14 protein-coding genes are annotated in these 17,963 nt (G+C 58.4%); 9 read left to right on the top strand and 5 right to left on the bottom strand.

Annotated features, from left to right (window positions below; translation table 11 throughout):
* Window positions 1-53 precede the first annotated feature (53 nt).
* Window positions 54-5,024 (top strand): hypothetical protein, encoded by a 4,971-nt coding sequence (locus Q1A34_RS20065; protein WP_300038803.1) that lies wholly within the window; start codon window positions 54-56, stop codon window positions 5,022-5,024.
* Between the two features lie 419 nt (window positions 5,025-5,443).
* On the opposite strand, the gene nagA is transcribed toward Q1A34_RS20065, so the two are convergent.
* The 4 genes from nagA to Q1A34_RS20045 are packed head-to-tail and all read right to left on the bottom strand — an operon-like array spanning window position 5,444 to window position 9,275.
* Complete coding sequence (gene nagA / locus Q1A34_RS20060; RefSeq protein ID WP_300038800.1) at window positions 5,444-6,613, bottom strand: N-acetylglucosamine-6-phosphate deacetylase; 1,170 nt, start codon at window positions 6,611-6,613, stop codon at window positions 5,444-5,446.
* Window positions 6,610-7,638: an SIS domain-containing protein gene (locus Q1A34_RS20055; RefSeq protein WP_300038797.1), complete on the bottom strand. Its 1,029-nt coding sequence runs from the start codon at window positions 7,636-7,638 to the stop codon at window positions 6,610-6,612. The genes nagA and Q1A34_RS20055 overlap by 4 nt, the downstream gene beginning before the upstream one ends.
* Before the next feature lie 13 nt (window positions 7,639-7,651).
* Window positions 7,652-8,407: a GntR family transcriptional regulator gene (locus Q1A34_RS20050; RefSeq protein WP_300038794.1), complete on the bottom strand. Its 756-nt coding sequence runs from the start codon at window positions 8,405-8,407 to the stop codon at window positions 7,652-7,654.
* The gene (locus Q1A34_RS20045; RefSeq protein WP_300038791.1) at window positions 8,394-9,275 is read right to left on the bottom strand and encodes a BadF/BadG/BcrA/BcrD ATPase family protein; all 882 of its coding nucleotides are present in this window, start codon (window positions 9,273-9,275) and stop codon (window positions 8,394-8,396) included. The genes Q1A34_RS20050 and Q1A34_RS20045 overlap by 14 nt, the downstream gene beginning before the upstream one ends.
* A gap of 168 nt (window positions 9,276-9,443) precedes the next feature.
* Here Q1A34_RS20045 and Q1A34_RS20040 point away from each other — a divergent pair, with 168 nt between their 5' ends.
* The 6 genes from Q1A34_RS20040 (at window position 9,444) to Q1A34_RS20015 (ending at window position 15,474) form a co-directional block, all read left to right on the top strand.
* A complete protein-coding gene (locus tag Q1A34_RS20040; protein ID WP_300038789.1) occupies window positions 9,444-10,331 on the top strand; it encodes an N-acetylmuramic acid 6-phosphate etherase in 888 nt (295 codons plus the stop codon).
* Between the two features lie 38 nt (window positions 10,332-10,369).
* A complete protein-coding gene (locus Q1A34_RS20035; RefSeq protein WP_300038786.1) occupies window positions 10,370-11,623 on the top strand; it encodes an ABC transporter substrate-binding protein in 1,254 nt (417 codons plus the stop codon).
* 63 nt (window positions 11,624-11,686) lie between these two features.
* Window positions 11,687-12,601: a carbohydrate ABC transporter permease gene (locus tag Q1A34_RS20030; protein ID WP_300038783.1), complete on the top strand. Its 915-nt coding sequence runs from the start codon at window positions 11,687-11,689 to the stop codon at window positions 12,599-12,601.
* 10 nt (window positions 12,602-12,611) lie between these two features.
* Window positions 12,612-13,451 (top strand): carbohydrate ABC transporter permease, encoded by an 840-nt coding sequence (locus Q1A34_RS20025; protein WP_300038780.1) that lies wholly within the window; start codon window positions 12,612-12,614, stop codon window positions 13,449-13,451.
* On the top strand, window positions 13,448-14,479 hold the full coding sequence (locus Q1A34_RS20020; protein WP_300038777.1) for a Gfo/Idh/MocA family oxidoreductase: 1,032 nt from the start codon (window positions 13,448-13,450) through the stop codon (window positions 14,477-14,479). Before Q1A34_RS20025 ends, Q1A34_RS20020 begins: the two co-directional genes overlap by 4 nt.
* Window positions 14,476-15,474 (top strand): ABC transporter ATP-binding protein, encoded by a 999-nt coding sequence (locus Q1A34_RS20015; protein ID WP_300038772.1) that lies wholly within the window; start codon window positions 14,476-14,478, stop codon window positions 15,472-15,474. The genes Q1A34_RS20020 and Q1A34_RS20015 overlap by 4 nt, the downstream gene beginning before the upstream one ends.
* Window positions 15,475-15,568: 94 nt before the next feature.
* On the opposite strand, the gene Q1A34_RS20010 is transcribed toward Q1A34_RS20015, so the two are convergent.
* Window positions 15,569-15,808: a hypothetical protein gene (locus tag Q1A34_RS20010; protein WP_300038769.1), complete on the bottom strand. Its 240-nt coding sequence runs from the start codon at window positions 15,806-15,808 to the stop codon at window positions 15,569-15,571.
* Between the two features lie 547 nt (window positions 15,809-16,355).
* Between Q1A34_RS20010 and Q1A34_RS20005 the strand changes: the two genes are divergently transcribed.
* Window positions 16,356-16,910, top strand: a complete 555-nt coding sequence (locus Q1A34_RS20005) for a TetR/AcrR family transcriptional regulator (RefSeq protein ID WP_300038766.1) — start codon at window positions 16,356-16,358, stop codon at window positions 16,908-16,910.
* Window positions 16,910-17,746, top strand: a complete 837-nt coding sequence (locus Q1A34_RS20000) for a sterol desaturase family protein (RefSeq protein ID WP_300038763.1) — start codon at window positions 16,910-16,912, stop codon at window positions 17,744-17,746. The genes Q1A34_RS20005 and Q1A34_RS20000 overlap by 1 nt, the downstream gene beginning before the upstream one ends.
* Window positions 17,747-17,963: the final 217 nt, after the last annotated feature.

Genomic DNA, 17,963 nt, shown 5'->3' with positions numbered 1-17,963 from the left:
GACGGCCAGATTTATTTTCAGTATTTTCTTCGTCCTTTTTTGAGGAATCCGACATGTTTTTGAATAGTGTCCTGCATACATTTAACACCGTTTTCAATACCGAGGCTGCGCGTAAGGCTGCAGCAGTCAAATTCGCTGATTTCATTGTTGACGGGCCGAACGCCGCCTTTGAACTGAGGCGCAAATCCATTCAGGCCGAGCTTGCCGATGCAGCACAGCATTTGCGTGCTGACTTCAGTGAAAAGCTGATAACAGCCAACCAGTTGGAACCGGTTGAGCAATTCGATGCCATTGACCGGTCGGTCGCCGAAAACTTTTCTGCAAAAGCGGAAACCGGTCTCTATTGGCATGCATTCTATCAATACCTGATCAAGGAACATACGCGCCGGCCAAGTCAGACCGTCAGTGAGGATCCGTGGCCCAGGTCGATGCCGTCCTTTGGTGAAACATCCCCGCGCACCCCTGAATTCCAATGGCGCCTGCCTGGCTTTCAGGACAGGTCAGAGGAATTTTTAGCCGCAGCAAGTCACGCCCAGTCGGCAATCAATGATCTGTGGCTGCAAAAAAGACAAGATGCAGAAGACCGTCTGAAGAAAGCTGTTCAGAAGCGCGACTCAGCCATATCAAGACTGAGCGAACTCGCTTTCGGACCGAAATCACCAGAGGCAAGCGGTAATGAAACGTCACAGGGAAACAATCTGATCGAGGCGCTGTCCACAGCGGCTGGTGTTTTGTCCAAGAAGATTGATCCGCAAATTCAGCCCGCATTGATCGAGCGCGTGTCCGAGAGGCTTGCGACAATCGACAAGCCGGATCGTGAAATTGCGTCCGGATTGGATGGAGAGAACTCAGCGAAGGCAGAAAAATCCATTCGTCTGGACGACTATGTCGATGCACCCGAAACGCTTCTGCCGGACGCGGATGTCGACAAAGAGGTGCAGACCTGCATCGAGGCAACACTGCGCACAGCATGGCATGTTTTCAGGAAATACTATTTCCAGGCATTTCTGGAAGAGCAGGAAGAGCAGACCAGGCTGGAATGGATTTGGGATCGCCTGAACTCCGGGTACCCTGTCAAAAAGGCGGATCTGACGAATGTTCAGTTTGATTCTGCTGTCTGGCCGCAGGTGATCAGCGGTTGGTACCGCGTGGTTCTGAACTCAGACGGTGTGTCTTATGTCCGCCAGGCGCGCGCAGGTGAGAACACGCCCCGCGCGCCTTTCAATCGTTGGGCGACGAACCGTGAACGCGGGGTTTCGAGCGAAGGCCTGACGCGTTTTACAGGCCCCTCTGACGGGCATGAGGGCCCCCTGACACCCGAGTACCGGTACCTGGACTGGACACCGCTCCCACACCGTGCCGTCAATCCGCCCCGGGACTTCGGCACGGAAACGGAAGAAGAACCTGATGCACAAACGCTGGATTTTTCCGTTGGGAACACCCATCAGCTCGAAGGCGAGCTGATCCGGTTCGCCGCAGAAGTCAGCGGCAAGAGCGTCGATGTCAAAGAAGATGACGCCGAAACATTCGGTCGTCTGAAAGCTCTTCAGACGGTCCTCTACCGCGACATTCTGGAACTGCCAGGGTTCGATATTATTGCAGGCTGGCTGGAGCGCCTTGCCAGCAGGATGAGCGATGCTGAAAGAGCGGCAGAGGCCGGCGCGCTGTTTGATCGTGCCAAATTCGGACTGGCAGCGAGTATTGATCAAAGTGGGTTCATTTCGATCTGTATTTCTGTCCCTGATGGGCTGGCCAGCAGTGATCTTCTTTCCAGGGATGTGGCAGATGCGCTGGCGCTCAGCGTCGCACATATCATGAAGTTCGCAGTTGATCGCGATGCTGTGGGCGATGGTGGTCCTGGTGCCGATCTGGTTGCGCGGGCTGATCAGAGCGACAAAGCAACCCCGGGGGAGGAAGCATATGATTTGCACAGCGCCGTGCTGTGGCCTGTTGCGATCCGGCGTGATGGCCCTGGGTCCAAAGCAGGAATCGTGTCGCAAAGCAGGGAAATGCTGACCACCGGTTCGCTGAGTACCGCCATGGTGGATGAAGGGTCAGAGGCGGGCCTCGTGACCGTCAAGAACGCGTTTTTTGAGGCTGACAAAGCTCTGGTTGCGCTGTCGTCCAGGTTTGGCCGGGTGCTGGACCGAAGCCTGCCGCATCTTATTCTTGCTGGTGGACAGTCCGGGGCGGAGGGTGAAGGTGGTAAGGGCAATAAGGACAGAGATGGCCTCTATGGCGCAACTGCCAACGCATGGCACAGTCTGCTGAGGCTCTTGGGTCTTTCGCCCGCAGATGCGGCGTCACAGAGAGAGTTCACAAAAGAAGATTTCAGGCTCGGCAAGAAGCTGGTTCGCCCGGCACCGCCGGATGTCTATCAGGCAATCACCCGGTTTTTCCGAACATCGTCCATCACGCTGGGCTGTGTCTTTTTGCTCTTCTGTATTGTGGCTACTTTTGTAAAGACGGACGCCTTCACGCTGACAACGAATGAATTCAGCCTGATGGCTGTTCTGTTCTTTGCAGCGTGTCTTTTGCGAATGTACGCCGCGTATGGCATCGGCCGGATCGCAAATCAGGCCGTCGAAGTCAGGCAATCTGTTTTCCGTTCACTCGGGCGCAGATACGCCGGTTTGTTCTTTTTCAACAGGTGGACCACCTTTGTGGATGTGATCGCTCTGTCCATTGTCGCGGGGGTTTGCCTGTTTGAAAACTGGCTCGATTTTTCCGGAATCCCAGGGGCCTCGACGACCGAGCATGTCACCTTCAAGGGCGTCATGTCCTCGACCGTCTGGGCATTGCCTGCAATCGGGGCTGGTCTTCTGGCTCAGGCAATCACAAACATTTACGCTACGGTAACGGAACTCAAAGAAGAAACGGGTGAACGGGTAGCGCTGGGGCGCCTGAAGTGGGTGCGCGAAAGTGCGGATACCTATAACGCGCAACTCCGCCATGTGTTTGGTGGAAAGATCGCAAATCCAAACCAGACTGCGAGAGCTTTTCAACAGATGCTCGCGCGGCTGCCAGATTTCAAAAAGGCGGAAGAAGCGCTCAACCGGGCAGAAGCGCGTGTTGAAGGCCTTGTGGCACAGCGCCGTCGCGGGTTTGTGCGCAGTTCTGCCGTCACTGTTGCCGTGATCACCTTTCTGGGCGGGCTTGGTCCGGTCAAATCGCTGAAACCTGACGAGGCGGGATCAGCCGATCTGGAAGCACGGCATGCCGTGCTGCGTCATCTGATCGGCGGGATCAACGGGCAGAACGGGGTACAGACAGCCCGTCTGGCAGATCCTGCCCGTGTTGCGAGCCTCGGCAGCAGCTATCCGCTTCTTGTGTCTGAAACAGCGGTGCCCGGCGATGTGGGGCTGTTTGGCATTGAGGAATGCACAACGCCAAAAGACACCGCGTACTGGACAGCTGAGTCGGAAGGGATCGGACAGGAGAAAAAGAAAAGGGTCAGCGCATCCCAGATGGAACTGGCTTACCTGCAGGCGCTGATGGCCTGGTGCCAGCGGGCAGAGGTGAGCCGTCTGGCGACGGAACTTGCTCTCAATGCGCAGAATGCAAGAAAAGAGCTGGACGCAAAGCTCAGTCGTATTCTGTCCACAATAAATGGCGTGGAAGGTGGAGCCTTGAAGGTCGATGTCGAAGTCGGGAACGTTGTCAAAGGCCGCAACGCAACGGATGGCCAATCGTTGGAGGAATACGTCCTGCAACAGATTGCCGGACCGGATGGCAGCATTCCTGTGGATGTAGAAGTAACTAAGGTCCTTGCACCAGGGGATGTTTCTGCGGAGGAACACGTCAGAAAGGGGATTGTCGGCCCGGCGTCTGGCGTTCCGCTGGATGTGGTACTATCACAGGTCAAAACACCGGACGGGTCCAACGCACTGGCCTATCTGCTCGCACAGATTGCGGATGAGAATGGCCGTGTGCCCGTCGATGTGCTGTTGCAAGGTGTGCTGGCACCGGATGGCTCTGATCTTTCTGAATTTATGCTTTCACAGGTCACAGCAGGGGCGGGCAAACTCAATGTGCCGGTCGGATTGCAGCCCGATGATCCTGACTTCATCGCTTTACGGCAAGCCATTGGAACACTTCAGACGGAACTTCAGAAAGAAGAAAACACGCTGACGGCCAATCTGGCTTTCGATACAACGCGGATCAGTGATGCCGTCGCCGCGCTTGGTGAGGAAGGCAGTATCGATGACCTCACGGTGACGCTGGTACCTGATGCGGGCGACTTGCAGCAACGCCTGGATGAAACCGGCCCGCTGAGTGTGACGGCGACAGTTGACCTAGAACTGCCAGACGAGGTTTCCGTTCCTGTTACGTTACAGACAAATCCTGGCCTCGATGAATTTGTCGCGCGGGTTCAGGAGGCACTGGACGGTCTGGAGATGCCTGAAATTCCCGTACAGCAGTTTGATCCGGAACAGTCACCGGACAGCGGTCTTGTCCGTCGGGGGCTGCCTCAGTGCGCACCGGTGGCGAGTTTCTTTTTCGACCAGGGCGCGCGCAGACCAGGCGATATCGTTTGTGCTGACTACGTCTGGGATGCTCAGCCTCAGTATGACAGTGGTTTTGGAACCGGCCTTGCACGCAGCCAGCTGTCGGGTTGCTCTGATTTCATCGAGGGTATCGCAGGGCTTCCTGATCTGAATGAAAAGTCTCTGTTTCTTCCTGATGATCTGACGCCGGATGCCGTATTGGCAAAGGTCAGCGACCTGGTCGCAGACAGGTTTGACGGGCTCAGAGACAAAAATACAGGCAACAGCGATCAGCTGGTCGTCGTCGGCTACGCCGACAGTACCGGCCCGCGGCATGTAAATGCACGTTTCGCCCAGGAGCGCGCCGACAGCATTGAAGCGGAGATGCTCAGTGTTATCGGCCCGTTCAGCCGGGTTTCAGCCATCGGGCGGGGGGAAGAAGCACGTCTGCCATACAGCGCTGATGGCCTGCTGTTGCGCAACGCCTTTTCGCGCCGTGCAGATGTCCTGCACTGCAAACCATTCACGGAGGGCTGAACCCCTCAAAATACCATTGCGCGTGGCGACTCAGACAAGCATTACCCTGCATTGCGCAGGTCGATTTCCTGTGTGCTGATGGTGGCAGAGAGTCACGTAGCTGCACCGAAAGATCACAATCGGTTTGTGGCGTTCGAGATGATGTTTTCGACCTTCAGGTCGATCAGCACGATCCGGACCTTCTCCTTAGTCATAAACTGCTTGTGTGTGTCGCTTCATGGATGTTTTGACGACACACTCTTCTTTGTTCTGACTGGTTCCGGGATTCTGTCTCATTACCTCTCCCTGGTGGTAAAAATGCGCGGGAGTGAACTTTGACATGTTCTTTGAATGTCGCATTTGTATGAGGTAGCAAGTGTATACATGCGGTCTGTGCGATCCATGCCGCACCTTCTTGGGGGTCGGGCAGTCACGCCCCGCTACGGGGAGGTCGATTGCAGCGGGTCTGACATGGTATCAAGCGGTCGCAACCCCGTCAGGGCGCCGGATATCCGGTTGATGTCGGCAAGGGTGGTTTCTCCGGGTACCAACCCGCACTGCAGGCCAATTATGGCCGCTGGAACGGATGTGGCGGCCCGCAGCGCTGCCTCGGGATCGACGCCCATGCTGGTGACAAGTACGCGCAGCGCGTTGGTCATGTCCAGATCTGCTCCGGCGAGTGTACCGTCTGCCAGGGTCAGCCGGCCATCGGTGCGGGAAATCTCCCTGTCATTGAGGGAAAAACGCGTATGCTCCGTTCCCGCCACGGCCATCGCATCGCTGACAAGAAAGATTTTGCCCGGTCCGGTTTTGCTTTTCCAGGCGGCACGCATTGTTGCCTGGTGCACGTGAATGCCATCCGCGATCAGCCCGGCAGAGAGCGCACCCAGTTCCAGTGCCGCGCCGACAAGACCCGGCTCACGGTTGCCCATCTGGCTCATCGCGTTGAACAGATGTGTCACGCAGGTCGCGCCGGCATTCGCGTAGGCGCAGCATGTGTTGAAATCCGCATCCGAATGGCCGAGCGAAATGATGATGCCCGCCTGGGTCAGTTTCCTGACCTGAGCGGGGGTAACACTCTCGGGTGCAATCGTGACCTTCAGAGCGGGAATGCCGGCACGGGCGGCAAGCAACTGATCAAGATCTGCGTCATTCATGGGCCGGATCAGGGCCGGGTCATGCGCACCTTTGCGGGCCAGCGACAGATGCGGCCCTTCGAGATGCAGCCCCGCGATGCCCGGAACACGCTTGCGAAGGGCTGACCGCACAGTCTCAATAGCGGCAGAGGTTTTTTCCGGGCGATCCGTGATCAGTGTGGGCAGGATCGCGGTTGAACCAAGCGACCGGTGCGCGCTGGCGATCTGCGCCAGAGTCTCAATGCATGGGTCATCGTTGAACATGACTCCGCCGCCGCCGTTGACCTGAAGGTCGACATAACCGGGTGACAGGATGTCGCCGTCCAGATCAATGACCCTGTCATCTGCGGCAATCTCTGCGTCCGGCACCATTCCCACAAACACATCATCCCGAAACCGCGCGGCTGTCGCGTCGTTCAGGTGTTTACCGTCAAAAATGCGTCCGCCTGTGAATGTGATCGTCGCAGGTGTCATACGGTTTCGGTCACTTTCCTGAGGTGGCGCGGCGTGTCAGGGTTGATACCCCGGGCACAGGCCACCGTTTCAACCATGCCATAGAACGACACAATGGCCGCAATCGGGTCGGTGAGCCAGTGATCGGTTCGCGTATGGGGCAGCGAAGTTGCTTTATTGGTTTTTGTCGACGTCGCAAAAACCTTCGCTCCTTTGTCGGTCAGCGCGTCTGCGACCTCGGCCAGGTTGCTTTCGGCGGCGTCACCAGCCGCAAAGGCAATAACCGGAAACCCCTGCTCGACGATGGAGACCGGACCGTGCAGCACTTCGGCCGAAGAATAGCTTTCGGCGTGGATCAGACATGTTTCCTTGAACTTGAGCGCTGCTTCATTTGCAATGGCCCAGGAGGGGCCACGGCCCAGCGTGAACAGAGAGCGTCCGTCCATTGCCGCAGCGGCCTCAGACCAGTCGCAGGCGGTGGCGGTTGCCAGATGGGCGGGCAGGGCCTGGATTGCGGCGATCAGACCGGCATCCTGCCTGATCTCGGCGATGAGCCACAGCCCGGCCACAAGCGAGGTGACAAAGGTTTTTGTCGCGGCAACGCTGAGTTCGGGGCCCGCGTGGATTGCCAGCGTGTTCGAGGCCACATGCGCGAGATCAGAGGCCGGATCATTTGTGATTGCCACGGTCATGCCGCCGCCTTCGGTAACGGATTTCGTCATGCGGACAATGTCGGGGCTCATCCCCGATTGCGAGACGGACAGGCACAGCGCGCCCTTTGCATGCAGGTCGACATCGTAGATGGATTTCACGGACGGCCCGACCGAAGCCATAGGACGCCGCAGTACCAGTTCGCTGGCATATTTCAGGTAGGTGCAGGCGTGATCGGACGAGCCGCGCGCGACCGACAGCAGAAAGTCCGGATCCAACTGGCGGGCAGCCGTGGCCGCTGCGCGGATGTCATCGCCCCCGTGGGACAGAAGACGGTCGACGGCATCGGGGATCTCCAGGATTTCCTGGCGCATGAGGGTGGTGTCAGAGGTCATCTGAGCTGCCTTTTCAATGAGAGAGGCGCAGTTCGGCCACGAAATCGTAGGCATCGCCGCGATAAATGGATCGGGTCAGTTCGGCGACGCGCCCGTTTTGCAGATAAGAGGTGCGCTGGATGCGCAGGCCCGCTGTGCCTTCGGCGACGTTCAGCAGGTCCGCTTCTGTCGCTTCCAGATTGATGGCGGAAATTTTCTGAACGGCACGGACCGGGCGCACACCCGACTGCGCGAGCAATTCATAGAGCGAAGTCGTTACCGCAGTCGGGTTCGGCAGGATATCAAGCGGCAGGGCGGCACGTTCCAGCGCCATTGGCCGCCCACCGGCCTCACGCAGACGGTAAATGCGCGACACCTGGTCACCCGGGGCAAGATCCAGGGTCAGCACTTCATCCGGAGAGGGCATAAAAATACCCCGTTCAAGCCATTTTGACGTGGTCTGCAGGCCGCGTTGCTGCATGTCCTCGGTGAAAGAGGTCAGTTGCGACAGCGATTGTTCCACACGCGCGACCGGTTCGCGCACAAAGGAGCCTGATCCCTGGCGTTGCTCCACAGTTCCTTCGCGCACCAGTTCCTGAATGGCCTTGCGCACGGTGACGCGGGACAGATCAGTGATTTCGGCAATCTCGCGTTCCGGGGGCAGTGAGGAGTTTGGCGTCAGGATGCCGTCCTCTATCCCTGCCTCAAGCCGCCTGCGCAACTGTACGTACCGCGGACCGGCGGACCGGCTCAGCCATCCTTCGGGGCGCAGGAACTCAGCAATGTCCATGTGTCATGTCCTTCTCCTGCGCCAGGGCAATTGCACCATCCAGCGGCTCCCCCTGCGGTTTGATGAGGTCCGTGTTCATTTCATCCGGCAGACAGGGCGCATAATGCGGACCGATCCCGCCAGCCAGGCAAACGGTCATGCCCGGCTTCCATCCCATCTGTCTGAGATCAGACGCGATGTGGTCTGCGCCCGCTTGCAAGATCGCCTGAGCAACCGTATCGCCGTTAGTGGCATGGGACGTAACGCCGGGTGCAAGAGCGCCAAAGGCGGACGGTCCCGCACTCCGGGCGAATTCAACCACGCTTTCAGTATCGCGGAACTGGTCCAACAAATCGGTCAACAATGGAGATGCCGGCGCAAATCCGTCAACCTGCCGCAAAAGCTGTGTCAGCGCATTGCGTCCGACCCATTGAGCCGAGGCTTCATCGCCCAGGGTCGCGCCCCAGCCCCCGGCAAAGCGTTCCGCGCCATTGATCTGCGCCGCAAAGAACGATCCTGTCCCGCAATGCGCAAGAAATCCGTCACCGCGTCCCAAAGCGCCCCGCAGCGCAGCGAGCCGGTCATCGGCAAAGCGCGCGTTGCGCAGGGGCAGGGCGGCGGCCAGCCGGTCAGCCACATCTGCGCCGGTCACTCCCGCAAGTCCGACAAAGGCCGGCAGGCCATAGAGTGCGTCAGCCGTCGTATCCGCCATCCGTGCCAGCGTGTCGATTCCATTCCGAAGACACCGAACAGCATTGCTGAAATCCGTTGATGCGTTGGCCGGGCCTGCTTCGGCGACGACACACCGGTCCGCACTCTTGAGTGCAAAGCGGCAACGTGTTCCGCCGCCATCGATGGCAAGGACCGGGGTCTTAATCGAATCTGTCATGTAGATACCCTTATAATACCTTTGACATAATTCAAAGCCCTAATTAATACCAAATATCTGAATTACACCGGAAAACTGCATGAATTGTGGCGAAACTGGGGCGAAAAAATAAATGGTAGACAAATGGTATTTAAAAGGTATGTTGATCTGAACCTGAGGGAGAATCGTGTGCCAGCGAAAACGACCGAACTGCTGAATGAAGGTGCTGCCGGGCTGGACAGACGTCCTCCAGCCGAGATTGCATCCCTTCTTGCGGCGGGGCAGATCTCTGCCGCGGCAACTGTTCCGCACGCAATTCACGCAATCTGCGCCGGCGCCGAAACGATGGCGCGCACAATAGCTGCGGGCGGGTGTCTGCATTACGCCGCCGCCGGCTCCTCCGGGCTTATGGCTGCGGCCGACGCGCAGGAGCTGGGTGGAACCTTTTCAATCCCTGCCGCACAGCTGCGCATTCACATGGCAGGTGGCCTGCCGTCGGGCGTTGAGATGCCGGGCGGTACAGAGGATGACACAAACGGACTTGAGGCTGCTTTGTCGGAGCTGACTGAAAAGGACAGTGTGATCGCGGTGTCTGCCAGCGGATCGACGGCTTACACCGTGACCGCAGCGCAAATCGCCAGGTCGAAGGGCGCGACAGTGATCGGGATCGCGAACAATGCGGGCTCTGAGTTGCTGAACCTGGCGGATCACGCCGTTCTGCTGGAAACGCCGCCCGAGGTTCTGTCCGGATCGACCCGGATGGGGGCGGGCACAGCGCAGAAAATAGCGCTCAACATGCTGTCCACGCTGATGGCCGTGCACCTCGGCCACGTGCATGACGGCATGATGGTCAATGTACATGCCGACAATATGAAACTGCGCGCGCGTGCCTGCGGGATTGTCGCGCGGATCGCGCGCGTGCCGGAAGCTGCCGCGCAACAAGCGCTCGATGCGGCCGATGGCGACGTCAAAACGGCGGTTCTGATGGCGGCCAGCGGACTGGCACGTGAAGCCGCCCGTGAACGGCTTACGCAAACACAAGGACATCTGCGCCCCGCTTTGGAGCGCACGGCTTAAAAACAACAATTTCGTTGCAATCTGGGAGGATACAAAAAATGACCCGCAACACGCTGAAACTGGCTCTGCTGAGCACTGCGCTCACCGCCACAAGCGCCATGGCGCAGGACGTCACGCTGACAATTGAAAGCTGGCGCAACGACGATCTGGTGCTTTGGCAGGACAAGATCATTCCGGCATTTGAGGCCGAGAATCCGGGCATCAAGATCAACTTCACTCCATCGGCACCGGCTGAATACAACGCGGTTCTGAACTCCAAACTGGATGCGGGCTCTGCCGGTGACATCATCACCTGCCGTCCGTTTGACGCCTCGCTGGCGCTGTTCGAGGCCGGGCACCTTGCGGACCTCGACGACATGGACGCGATGGGCAACTTCTCGGATGTTGCCAAATCGGCCTGGCAGACAGATGACGGCGGCGCCACATTCTGTGTGCCGATGGCTTCGGTTATTCACGGCTTTATTTATAATAAAGACGCCTTTGCCGAAGTCGGTGTCGAGGTGCCAAACACCGAGGACGAATTCTTTGCTGTGCTCGAAGCCTTCAAAGAAGACGGCAACTACATCCCCATGGCCATGGGCACCAATGACCAGTGGGAAGCGGCCACGATGGGGTACAACAACATCGGCCCGAACTACTGGAAGGGCGAAGAAGGACGCCGTGCGCTGATCGCGGGCGAGCAGAAACTGACAGATGAAGCCTGGACCGCACCCTATGCGACGCTGGCGAAGTGGGGCGCATATCTGGGCGACGGCTATGAAGCGCAGACCTACCCTGACAGCCAGAACCTGTTCACGCTCGGTCGCGCCGCGATCTATCCGGCAGGCTCCTGGGAAATTTCGGGCTTCAACGCCCAGGCCGATTTCGAAATGGGTGCCTTCAAACCGCCGGTGCAGAATGCAGGTGACACCTGCTACATTTCTGACCACACGGACATCGGCATCGGCATGAATGCCGCGACCGACAATCCGGAGGCGGCCAGGACCTTCCTTGCATGGGTCGGCAGCCCCGAGTTTGCATCGATCTTCGGCAATGCTCTGCCCGGCTTCTTTCCGCTGTCCAAAGAACCGGTAGAACTGTCCGATCCTCTGGCCAAAGAAATCGTTGGCTGGCGGGGTGAGTGCGAAAGCACAATCCGCTCCACCTACCAGATCCTGTCGCGCGGAACACCCAACCTCGAAAACGAGACCTGGGGCGCATCCGTTGCGGCCATCAAGGGCACATCTTCGCCCGAGGAACTGGGCGCTGACCTGCAACAGGGCCTCGCAAGCTGGTACGAACCACAGCAGTAACCCCTCCCGTTACTGCCTTGTCCGGGCGGCCTTTTCCGCCCGGACTTTTCAGGAGATTCCCAAATGCAACGCGCTCGTACACGCTGGCACATCGCTGTGTTCCTGGCACCCGCCGTGCTGGTCTACACCGCCATCATGATCTTTCCGCTGTTCAACACGCTGCGACTGGCGCTTTACAGCAAAGTGGATCAGGAACGGATCTATGTCGGTCTCGACAATTTCCGCACGCTGTTCTTTGATCCGATCTGGTCTGAGCAGTTCTGGAATGCACTTGGAAACAATTTCTGGTTTTTCATCGTGCACATGCTGGTGCAGAACCCGATCGGCGTGGCACTCGCCGCCATCCTGAGCCACCCGCGGCTGCGCTTTGCAGCACTCTATCGCTCGGCCATTTTTATCCCGACGATCCTGTCCTTTGTGATCGTGGGGTTCGCGTGGAAACTGATCCTGTCGCCGATATGGGGCATCGCGCCCTCGATGCTGGATTTCGTCGGTCTCAAATCGCTCTTTGCGCCCTGGCTGGGCAGGGAAGAATACGCGCTGACAACGCTGGCGCTGATCTCTGTCTGGCAGTTTGTCGGCATCCCGATGATGCTGATCTATGCCGCCCTTTTGTCGATCCCCGAGGAAATCATTGAGGCGGGCGAAGTGGATGGCATTACCGGCATCTCGGCTTTCTGGAAGATCAAACTGCCGCTGATCCTGCCCTCTGTCGGGATCATCTCAATCCTGACATTTGTGGGCAATTTCAACGCCTTTGACCTGATCTATGCCTCCCAGGGCGCGCTTGCCGGCCCGGATTTCTCGACCGATATCCTTGGCACCTTCATGTACCGCACCTTTTTCGGATTTCAGTTGCAGCTGGGCGATCCGCACATGGGATCGGCGATTGCCAGCGGCATGTTCGCGATCATCCTGATCGGTGTCTGTGTTTACCTCTTTGGCATCCAGACCCGGATGCGCCGGTATCAGATGTGAGGATGATGAGATGAACAATGCCCGCACAAACCCGTTCAATACCTGGGCCATGCATGGCGCTCTGATCCTCTATACGCTGATAGCGCTTTTCCCGGTCTTTGTGATCCTGATTAACAGCTTCAAGACCCGCAAGGCGATCTTTCGCGAACCGCTGGCGTTGCCCGATGCCGAGAGTTTTTCACTGATCGGTTATCAGACCGTGATGAAGCAGGGCGATTTCTTCCTCTACTTCCAGAACTCGATGATCGTGACGGTCGCTTCCTTGTTCTTTGTGCTGCTTTTCGGGGCCATGGCGGCCTTTGCGCTGGCGGAATACCGTTTCAAAGGGAACACCCTGATGGGGCTCTATCTGGCGCTTGGCATTATGATCCCGATCCGTATCGGCACGGTGGCCATTCTGGAAATGATGGTGGCGGGTGGTCTGGTGAACACGCTCTGGGCGCTGATCCTGGTTTACACGGCACAGGGCTTGCCGCTCGCGGTCTTTATTCTCAGCGAATTTATGCGGCAGGTGTCTGATGATCTCAAAAACGCCGCCCGTGTCGACGGTCTCAGCGAATATGCGATCTTTTTTCAGCTTGTTCTGCCGCTGGTGCGGCCTGCCATGGCGACCGTTGCGGTGTTCAATATGATCCCGATCTGGAACGACCTGTGGTTCCCGCTGATCCTGGCCCCGGCCGAGGAGTCCAAGACGCTCACGCTGGGGTCTCAGGTCTTTATCGGTCAGTTCGTCACCGACTGGAACGCGGTGCTCTCGGCACTCTCCATGGCGATCCTGCCGGTGCTGGTGCTCTATGTGATCTTTTCGCGGCAACTGATCCGTGGCCTCACATCCGGAGCCGTCAAATGACCAGTGTTCTGATTGCAGGTCTCGGCAATATGGGGCTCTCCCATGCTCTGGCCCATCACCACCATCCGTCCTCGGAAATCGTCGGGCTGGTGAACCGGTCAGAGGTTGACCTGCCTGGTGCCCTGGCCGGCTACCCGCGCTTTTCAAGTTTCGAAGAGGGCATGAAAGCTGCACCGGATCTGGTTGTCATCGCAACCTATTCCGACAGCCATGCGGATTTTGCCTGTGCTGCGATGGAAGCGGGCGCGCATGTCTTTGTGGAAAAGCCACTTGCTACCACCGTCGCGGATGCCCGCCGCGTGGTGGAGACGGCCCAAAGGCTGAACCGCAAACTGGTTGTCGGTTACATCCTGCGCCATCACCCTTCCTGGATGCGCCTGATCGACGAGGCGCGCGGCCTCGGCGGGCCCTATGTATTCCGCCTGAACCTCAACCAGCAATCGTCCGGTGCCGAGTGGGAAACCCACAAGGCGCTGATGCGGACCACCAGCCCGATTGTCGATTGCGGTGTGCATTACGTCGACGTGATGTGCCAGATCACCGACGCCGATCCTGTGCGCGTGCATGGGATGGGGCTGCGCCTGTCGGATGAGATTGCGGATGACATGTACAATTACGGCCAGTTTCAGGTTGTTTTCGAGGATGGGTCCATCGGCTGGTACGAGGCAGGGTGGGGCCCGATGATGTCCGAGACCGCGTTTTTTGTGAAAGACATCATATCGCCCAACGGCTCGGTCTCGATCACCGATGGCAACAAGGGCGCATCAGCAGATATTGACGGCCACACAAAGGTCGGCGGCATCCTTGTACATCGCCCGGGTGGCGACGAAACCATTGAAATGCCTGACGAACCCGGTCACCAGGAACTGTGCGATGCCGAGCAGGCCTATATGCTCCGCGCCATCGGGGAAAACATCGACCTGACCCGCCACATGAACGACGCTGTGCAGTCTCTGGCGATTTGTCTTGCCGCTGACGAAAGCATCCGCACGGGTCGTCCCGTATCTCTCAAGGAGCCAATCCAATGACTGCTTTGACCCTGACCAATGTGAACAAGTCCTTTGGCGATGTTCACGTGCTCAAAGACATCAATATCGAAGTTGAGGACGGCGAATTTGTCGTCTTTGTCGGGCCGTCGGGCTGTGGCAAGTCCACGCTGCTGCGGGTCATCGCAGGGCTGGAGGACGCCACTTCAGGCGAGGTCTGTATCGGCGGTGAGGTGGTCAACACCACGCCCCCTTCAAAGCGCGGGATCGCTATGGTGTTCCAGTCCTATGCGCTTTACCCGCACCTGAACGTGCGCAAAAATATGTCACTGGCTCTGAAACAGGAAAAACAGAGCAAGGCGGTGATCGAGGAGCGTGTCATGAAGGCCAGCACGATGCTGAACCTTCAGGACTACCTTGACCGATACCCCTCCGAGCTGTCAGGCGGGCAGCGCCAGCGCGTGGCCATTGGCCGGGCCATCGTTCGGGAGCCGAAGCTCTTTCTCTTTGACGAGCCGCTCTCGAACCTTGACGCAGCGCTTCGGATGAACACGCGCCTGGAGATCGCCAATCTGCATGACACGCTGGCCGCCTCGATGATCTATGTGACCCACGACCAGACCGAAGCCATGACGCTGGCCGACAAGATCGTCGTTCTGCGGGACGGGCGGGTGGAACAGATCGGCAGCCCTATGGAGCTTTATAACAATCCGGTCAATCAGTTCGTGGCAGGTTTCCTGGGCTCGCCTGCGATGAATTTCATGCCCGCCAGCTATGTCGCCGAGGGCGACCCGCGCATCCTGGGGGTGCGCCCCGAAGACCTGCGGCTGGAAAAGACAGGGGCTTTGTCCGCTGTCGTGCAGCACGTTGAACATCTGGGCGGCGACACGAATGTCATCGCGCGCGTGCAGGATACGCGGGTGACCGCCCGGCTGTTCGGACAGAATGCGATCTCTCAGGGTGAAACGGTCAGTCTGGGTGTGGCGCCGGACCGTTGTTTCTACTTTGATGCTGATGGCGGACGGATAAGCGGCTGAAAGAAAAGGCGCCTGCATCCGTTGGGACTGCAACGATCCAGCGCATCGGTGGTGACACTGTATCGGCGGTCAGCAGGGCAGTGAAACCGATGCCTCAGTCCGGGGTAGCGCATTGTGTCGGCATCGGATGACGGGTGTGGGTCGCGGCCTCTTTGCTCTGATCACGGATCGCCCGGATCGCGTCAATTTCAATAAAGTCGAGCGGTTGGTGCGCACGGATCACTCTGGCCAGAAGCCCGTGCCTGTGCACGTCCGCGAGATTGCCCGCGTGATACATTTCTGGCAGCTGAGCATCCCCCTGACATGCCCTTAACGCATCGCGCGCGCAACGCATAAGCGCGCTCTGTGCGCCGAATCGCACAAATGCGGGTAAAGGCCCGGGGACACAGGGAAAAGCGACGTCGGTATCACGTCGGTAAAACGTCGGTATTTCGTCGGTGCCCGCGTCGGTCCGGGCGCGGTTAACAGAGCGCACGGGCGGGTTTGTTGAGGAAGGGTTAAGGGCGCGAGGCGGGACGTTTCGACCCGGCCAAACGAATGCATTCTATAAGGAGACTGGGATTGCCAGACTTTTGAGGGTGCCGCCAAGGCCTGCTTCTTGCAGGTTCAGGACCCTGCGCAGCGTTCATTCAGCGAGGCTGTCCGGAACAGGGAGCTGGTTCAACAAGACCTCGGCAGTGCAGCCGTCTGAAACAAGGCGTTGCTGTGGGTTGCCCGGCTGAACCCATTCACCGCAGCTGCAAAGCTCAAGGGCTGTGCGGCGTGGTAATTATACGCTGGGCCAGTGCGGTTCCACTCTCCCGTCATGTTTCTGCCAGCGGTGCTCAGAAAGTTTCGAGCGGCCACTTGAATGTGTGTACCAAATGAGACATCTATGTCTCATGAGTAAAATCCGACCCACAACCCGGGACGCTGTCATCGAAGCCGCGTTCGACGTTTTTTCGGAAAACCAGGCGGCCTCGCTTGGCGATGTGGCACAGCGTGCCGGTGTCGGCCGGGCGACGCTCCACAGGCATTTCCCGGGCCGCCCCGAGTTGATGCGTGCCCTTGCCAGGATTGCCATGGATGAACTGGATGCGGCCGTCGAAACGGCGACAGCCGGCGCACACAGCTATGAGGAGGGTTTTCGTCTTTCCCTGTTCGCGATTGTGCCGCTGGCCAACCGCCAGTGGTTTCTGGCCAACGAAGGGCTGGAAGCCGATCCGGAGATTGCAGCCGCTTATAAAGCAAGCCTTGATGACCTGCGCCGCGATGTTGAGGCGGCAAAAAAGGAAGGTGCCTTTGACGCAGGCGTGCCGACCGACTGGATCGTCCAGGCCTACGAAAATCTTGTCTATGCCGCCTGGTCTCTCGTCCGGTCAGGAGAGGCGACACCAAAGCAGGCGGCAGAGCTGGCCTGGCGGACGCTGTCACAGGGATTGAAAGGGCAAACCTGATGAACGTGGAGAATATGGCCGTACAGATCGACGAGGCGTTCTTTCTGATCGGTGTTGCGATCCTGCTGATCGAAATTGTCGAAGTGATCTTCAGGGGCGATTTCAAAGCAAAGACATTCGCGGAAATGCTCACCAGCGCCTCGACCCAGATACCTTACCTGCTGGTCGAGACATTCATCCTGACAGGCGCATACGGGATCTACTGGGTCATTGCTCTGGGGATGCCCTGGGCAATCCCGGTCACCTGGTGGTCGCTGATCCTGGTCGTTCTGCTCGCCGACATCATATATTACTGGGAACACCGGATTGCGCATGAGGTACGCCTGCTCTGGACCCAGCACGCCGTGCATCATTCGTCGCGCGACATGAATATTGTAACGGGCGTCCGGTTTGGCCCGCTGGAAGGCATATGGTCACTCATCGCTCATATCCCGCTGGCGCTCATGGGCTTTGCGCCCGAAGCCATTGTCTTTGGGGTGATTGTGGTGCTGGCCTATCAGACCTGGCTGCACACGGAACTGATCGGAAAGCTGGGGCCGCTGGAGCAGATTCTGAACACGCCGTCTCACCACCGGGTCCACCATGGCTGTGATGACAAATACCTGGACAGAAACTATGGCGGCATCCTGATCATCTGGGACCGGATCTGGGGGACGTTTCAGGTCGAGGAAGAAACGCCGCGCTACGGGCTGAAGCGGGACTTCAACAGCCAGAACCCGATCAGGGTGTGGTTCTCGGAGTGGCCGGACCTTGTGCGGGACATCGGCCGGTCGAAAAGCGTCGGTGAAGCCCTGGCCATTCTCTTGCGGCCGCCAGGCGGGTCGCCTGAGAAATAACGACAAACCGGCGCCGCGATCCGGGCAGCCGTGGCTCCCGTTCCTGCCTGGCCAAAGGATCATTGCGACACGATCATGTGGCGTCGGGGCACCCTGTCGGCAAACGGTTGTTGTTTGCAGGAGAGGCAAGGCATCCGTCCTGCAACAGTACGCTCCATGCCGCCTGTGAAAACGGTTTGATCGCCGCAGAGGCAATGGCTGCCAGGGTCGGGATTAT

The sequence above is a fragment of the uncultured Roseobacter sp. genome, assembly GCF_947491795.1.
Taxonomy (GTDB): domain Bacteria; phylum Pseudomonadota; class Alphaproteobacteria; order Rhodobacterales; family Rhodobacteraceae; genus Roseobacter.
Note: the sequence above shows the minus strand (reverse complement) of the source record. Positions and strands in the feature narration are given on the sequence as shown.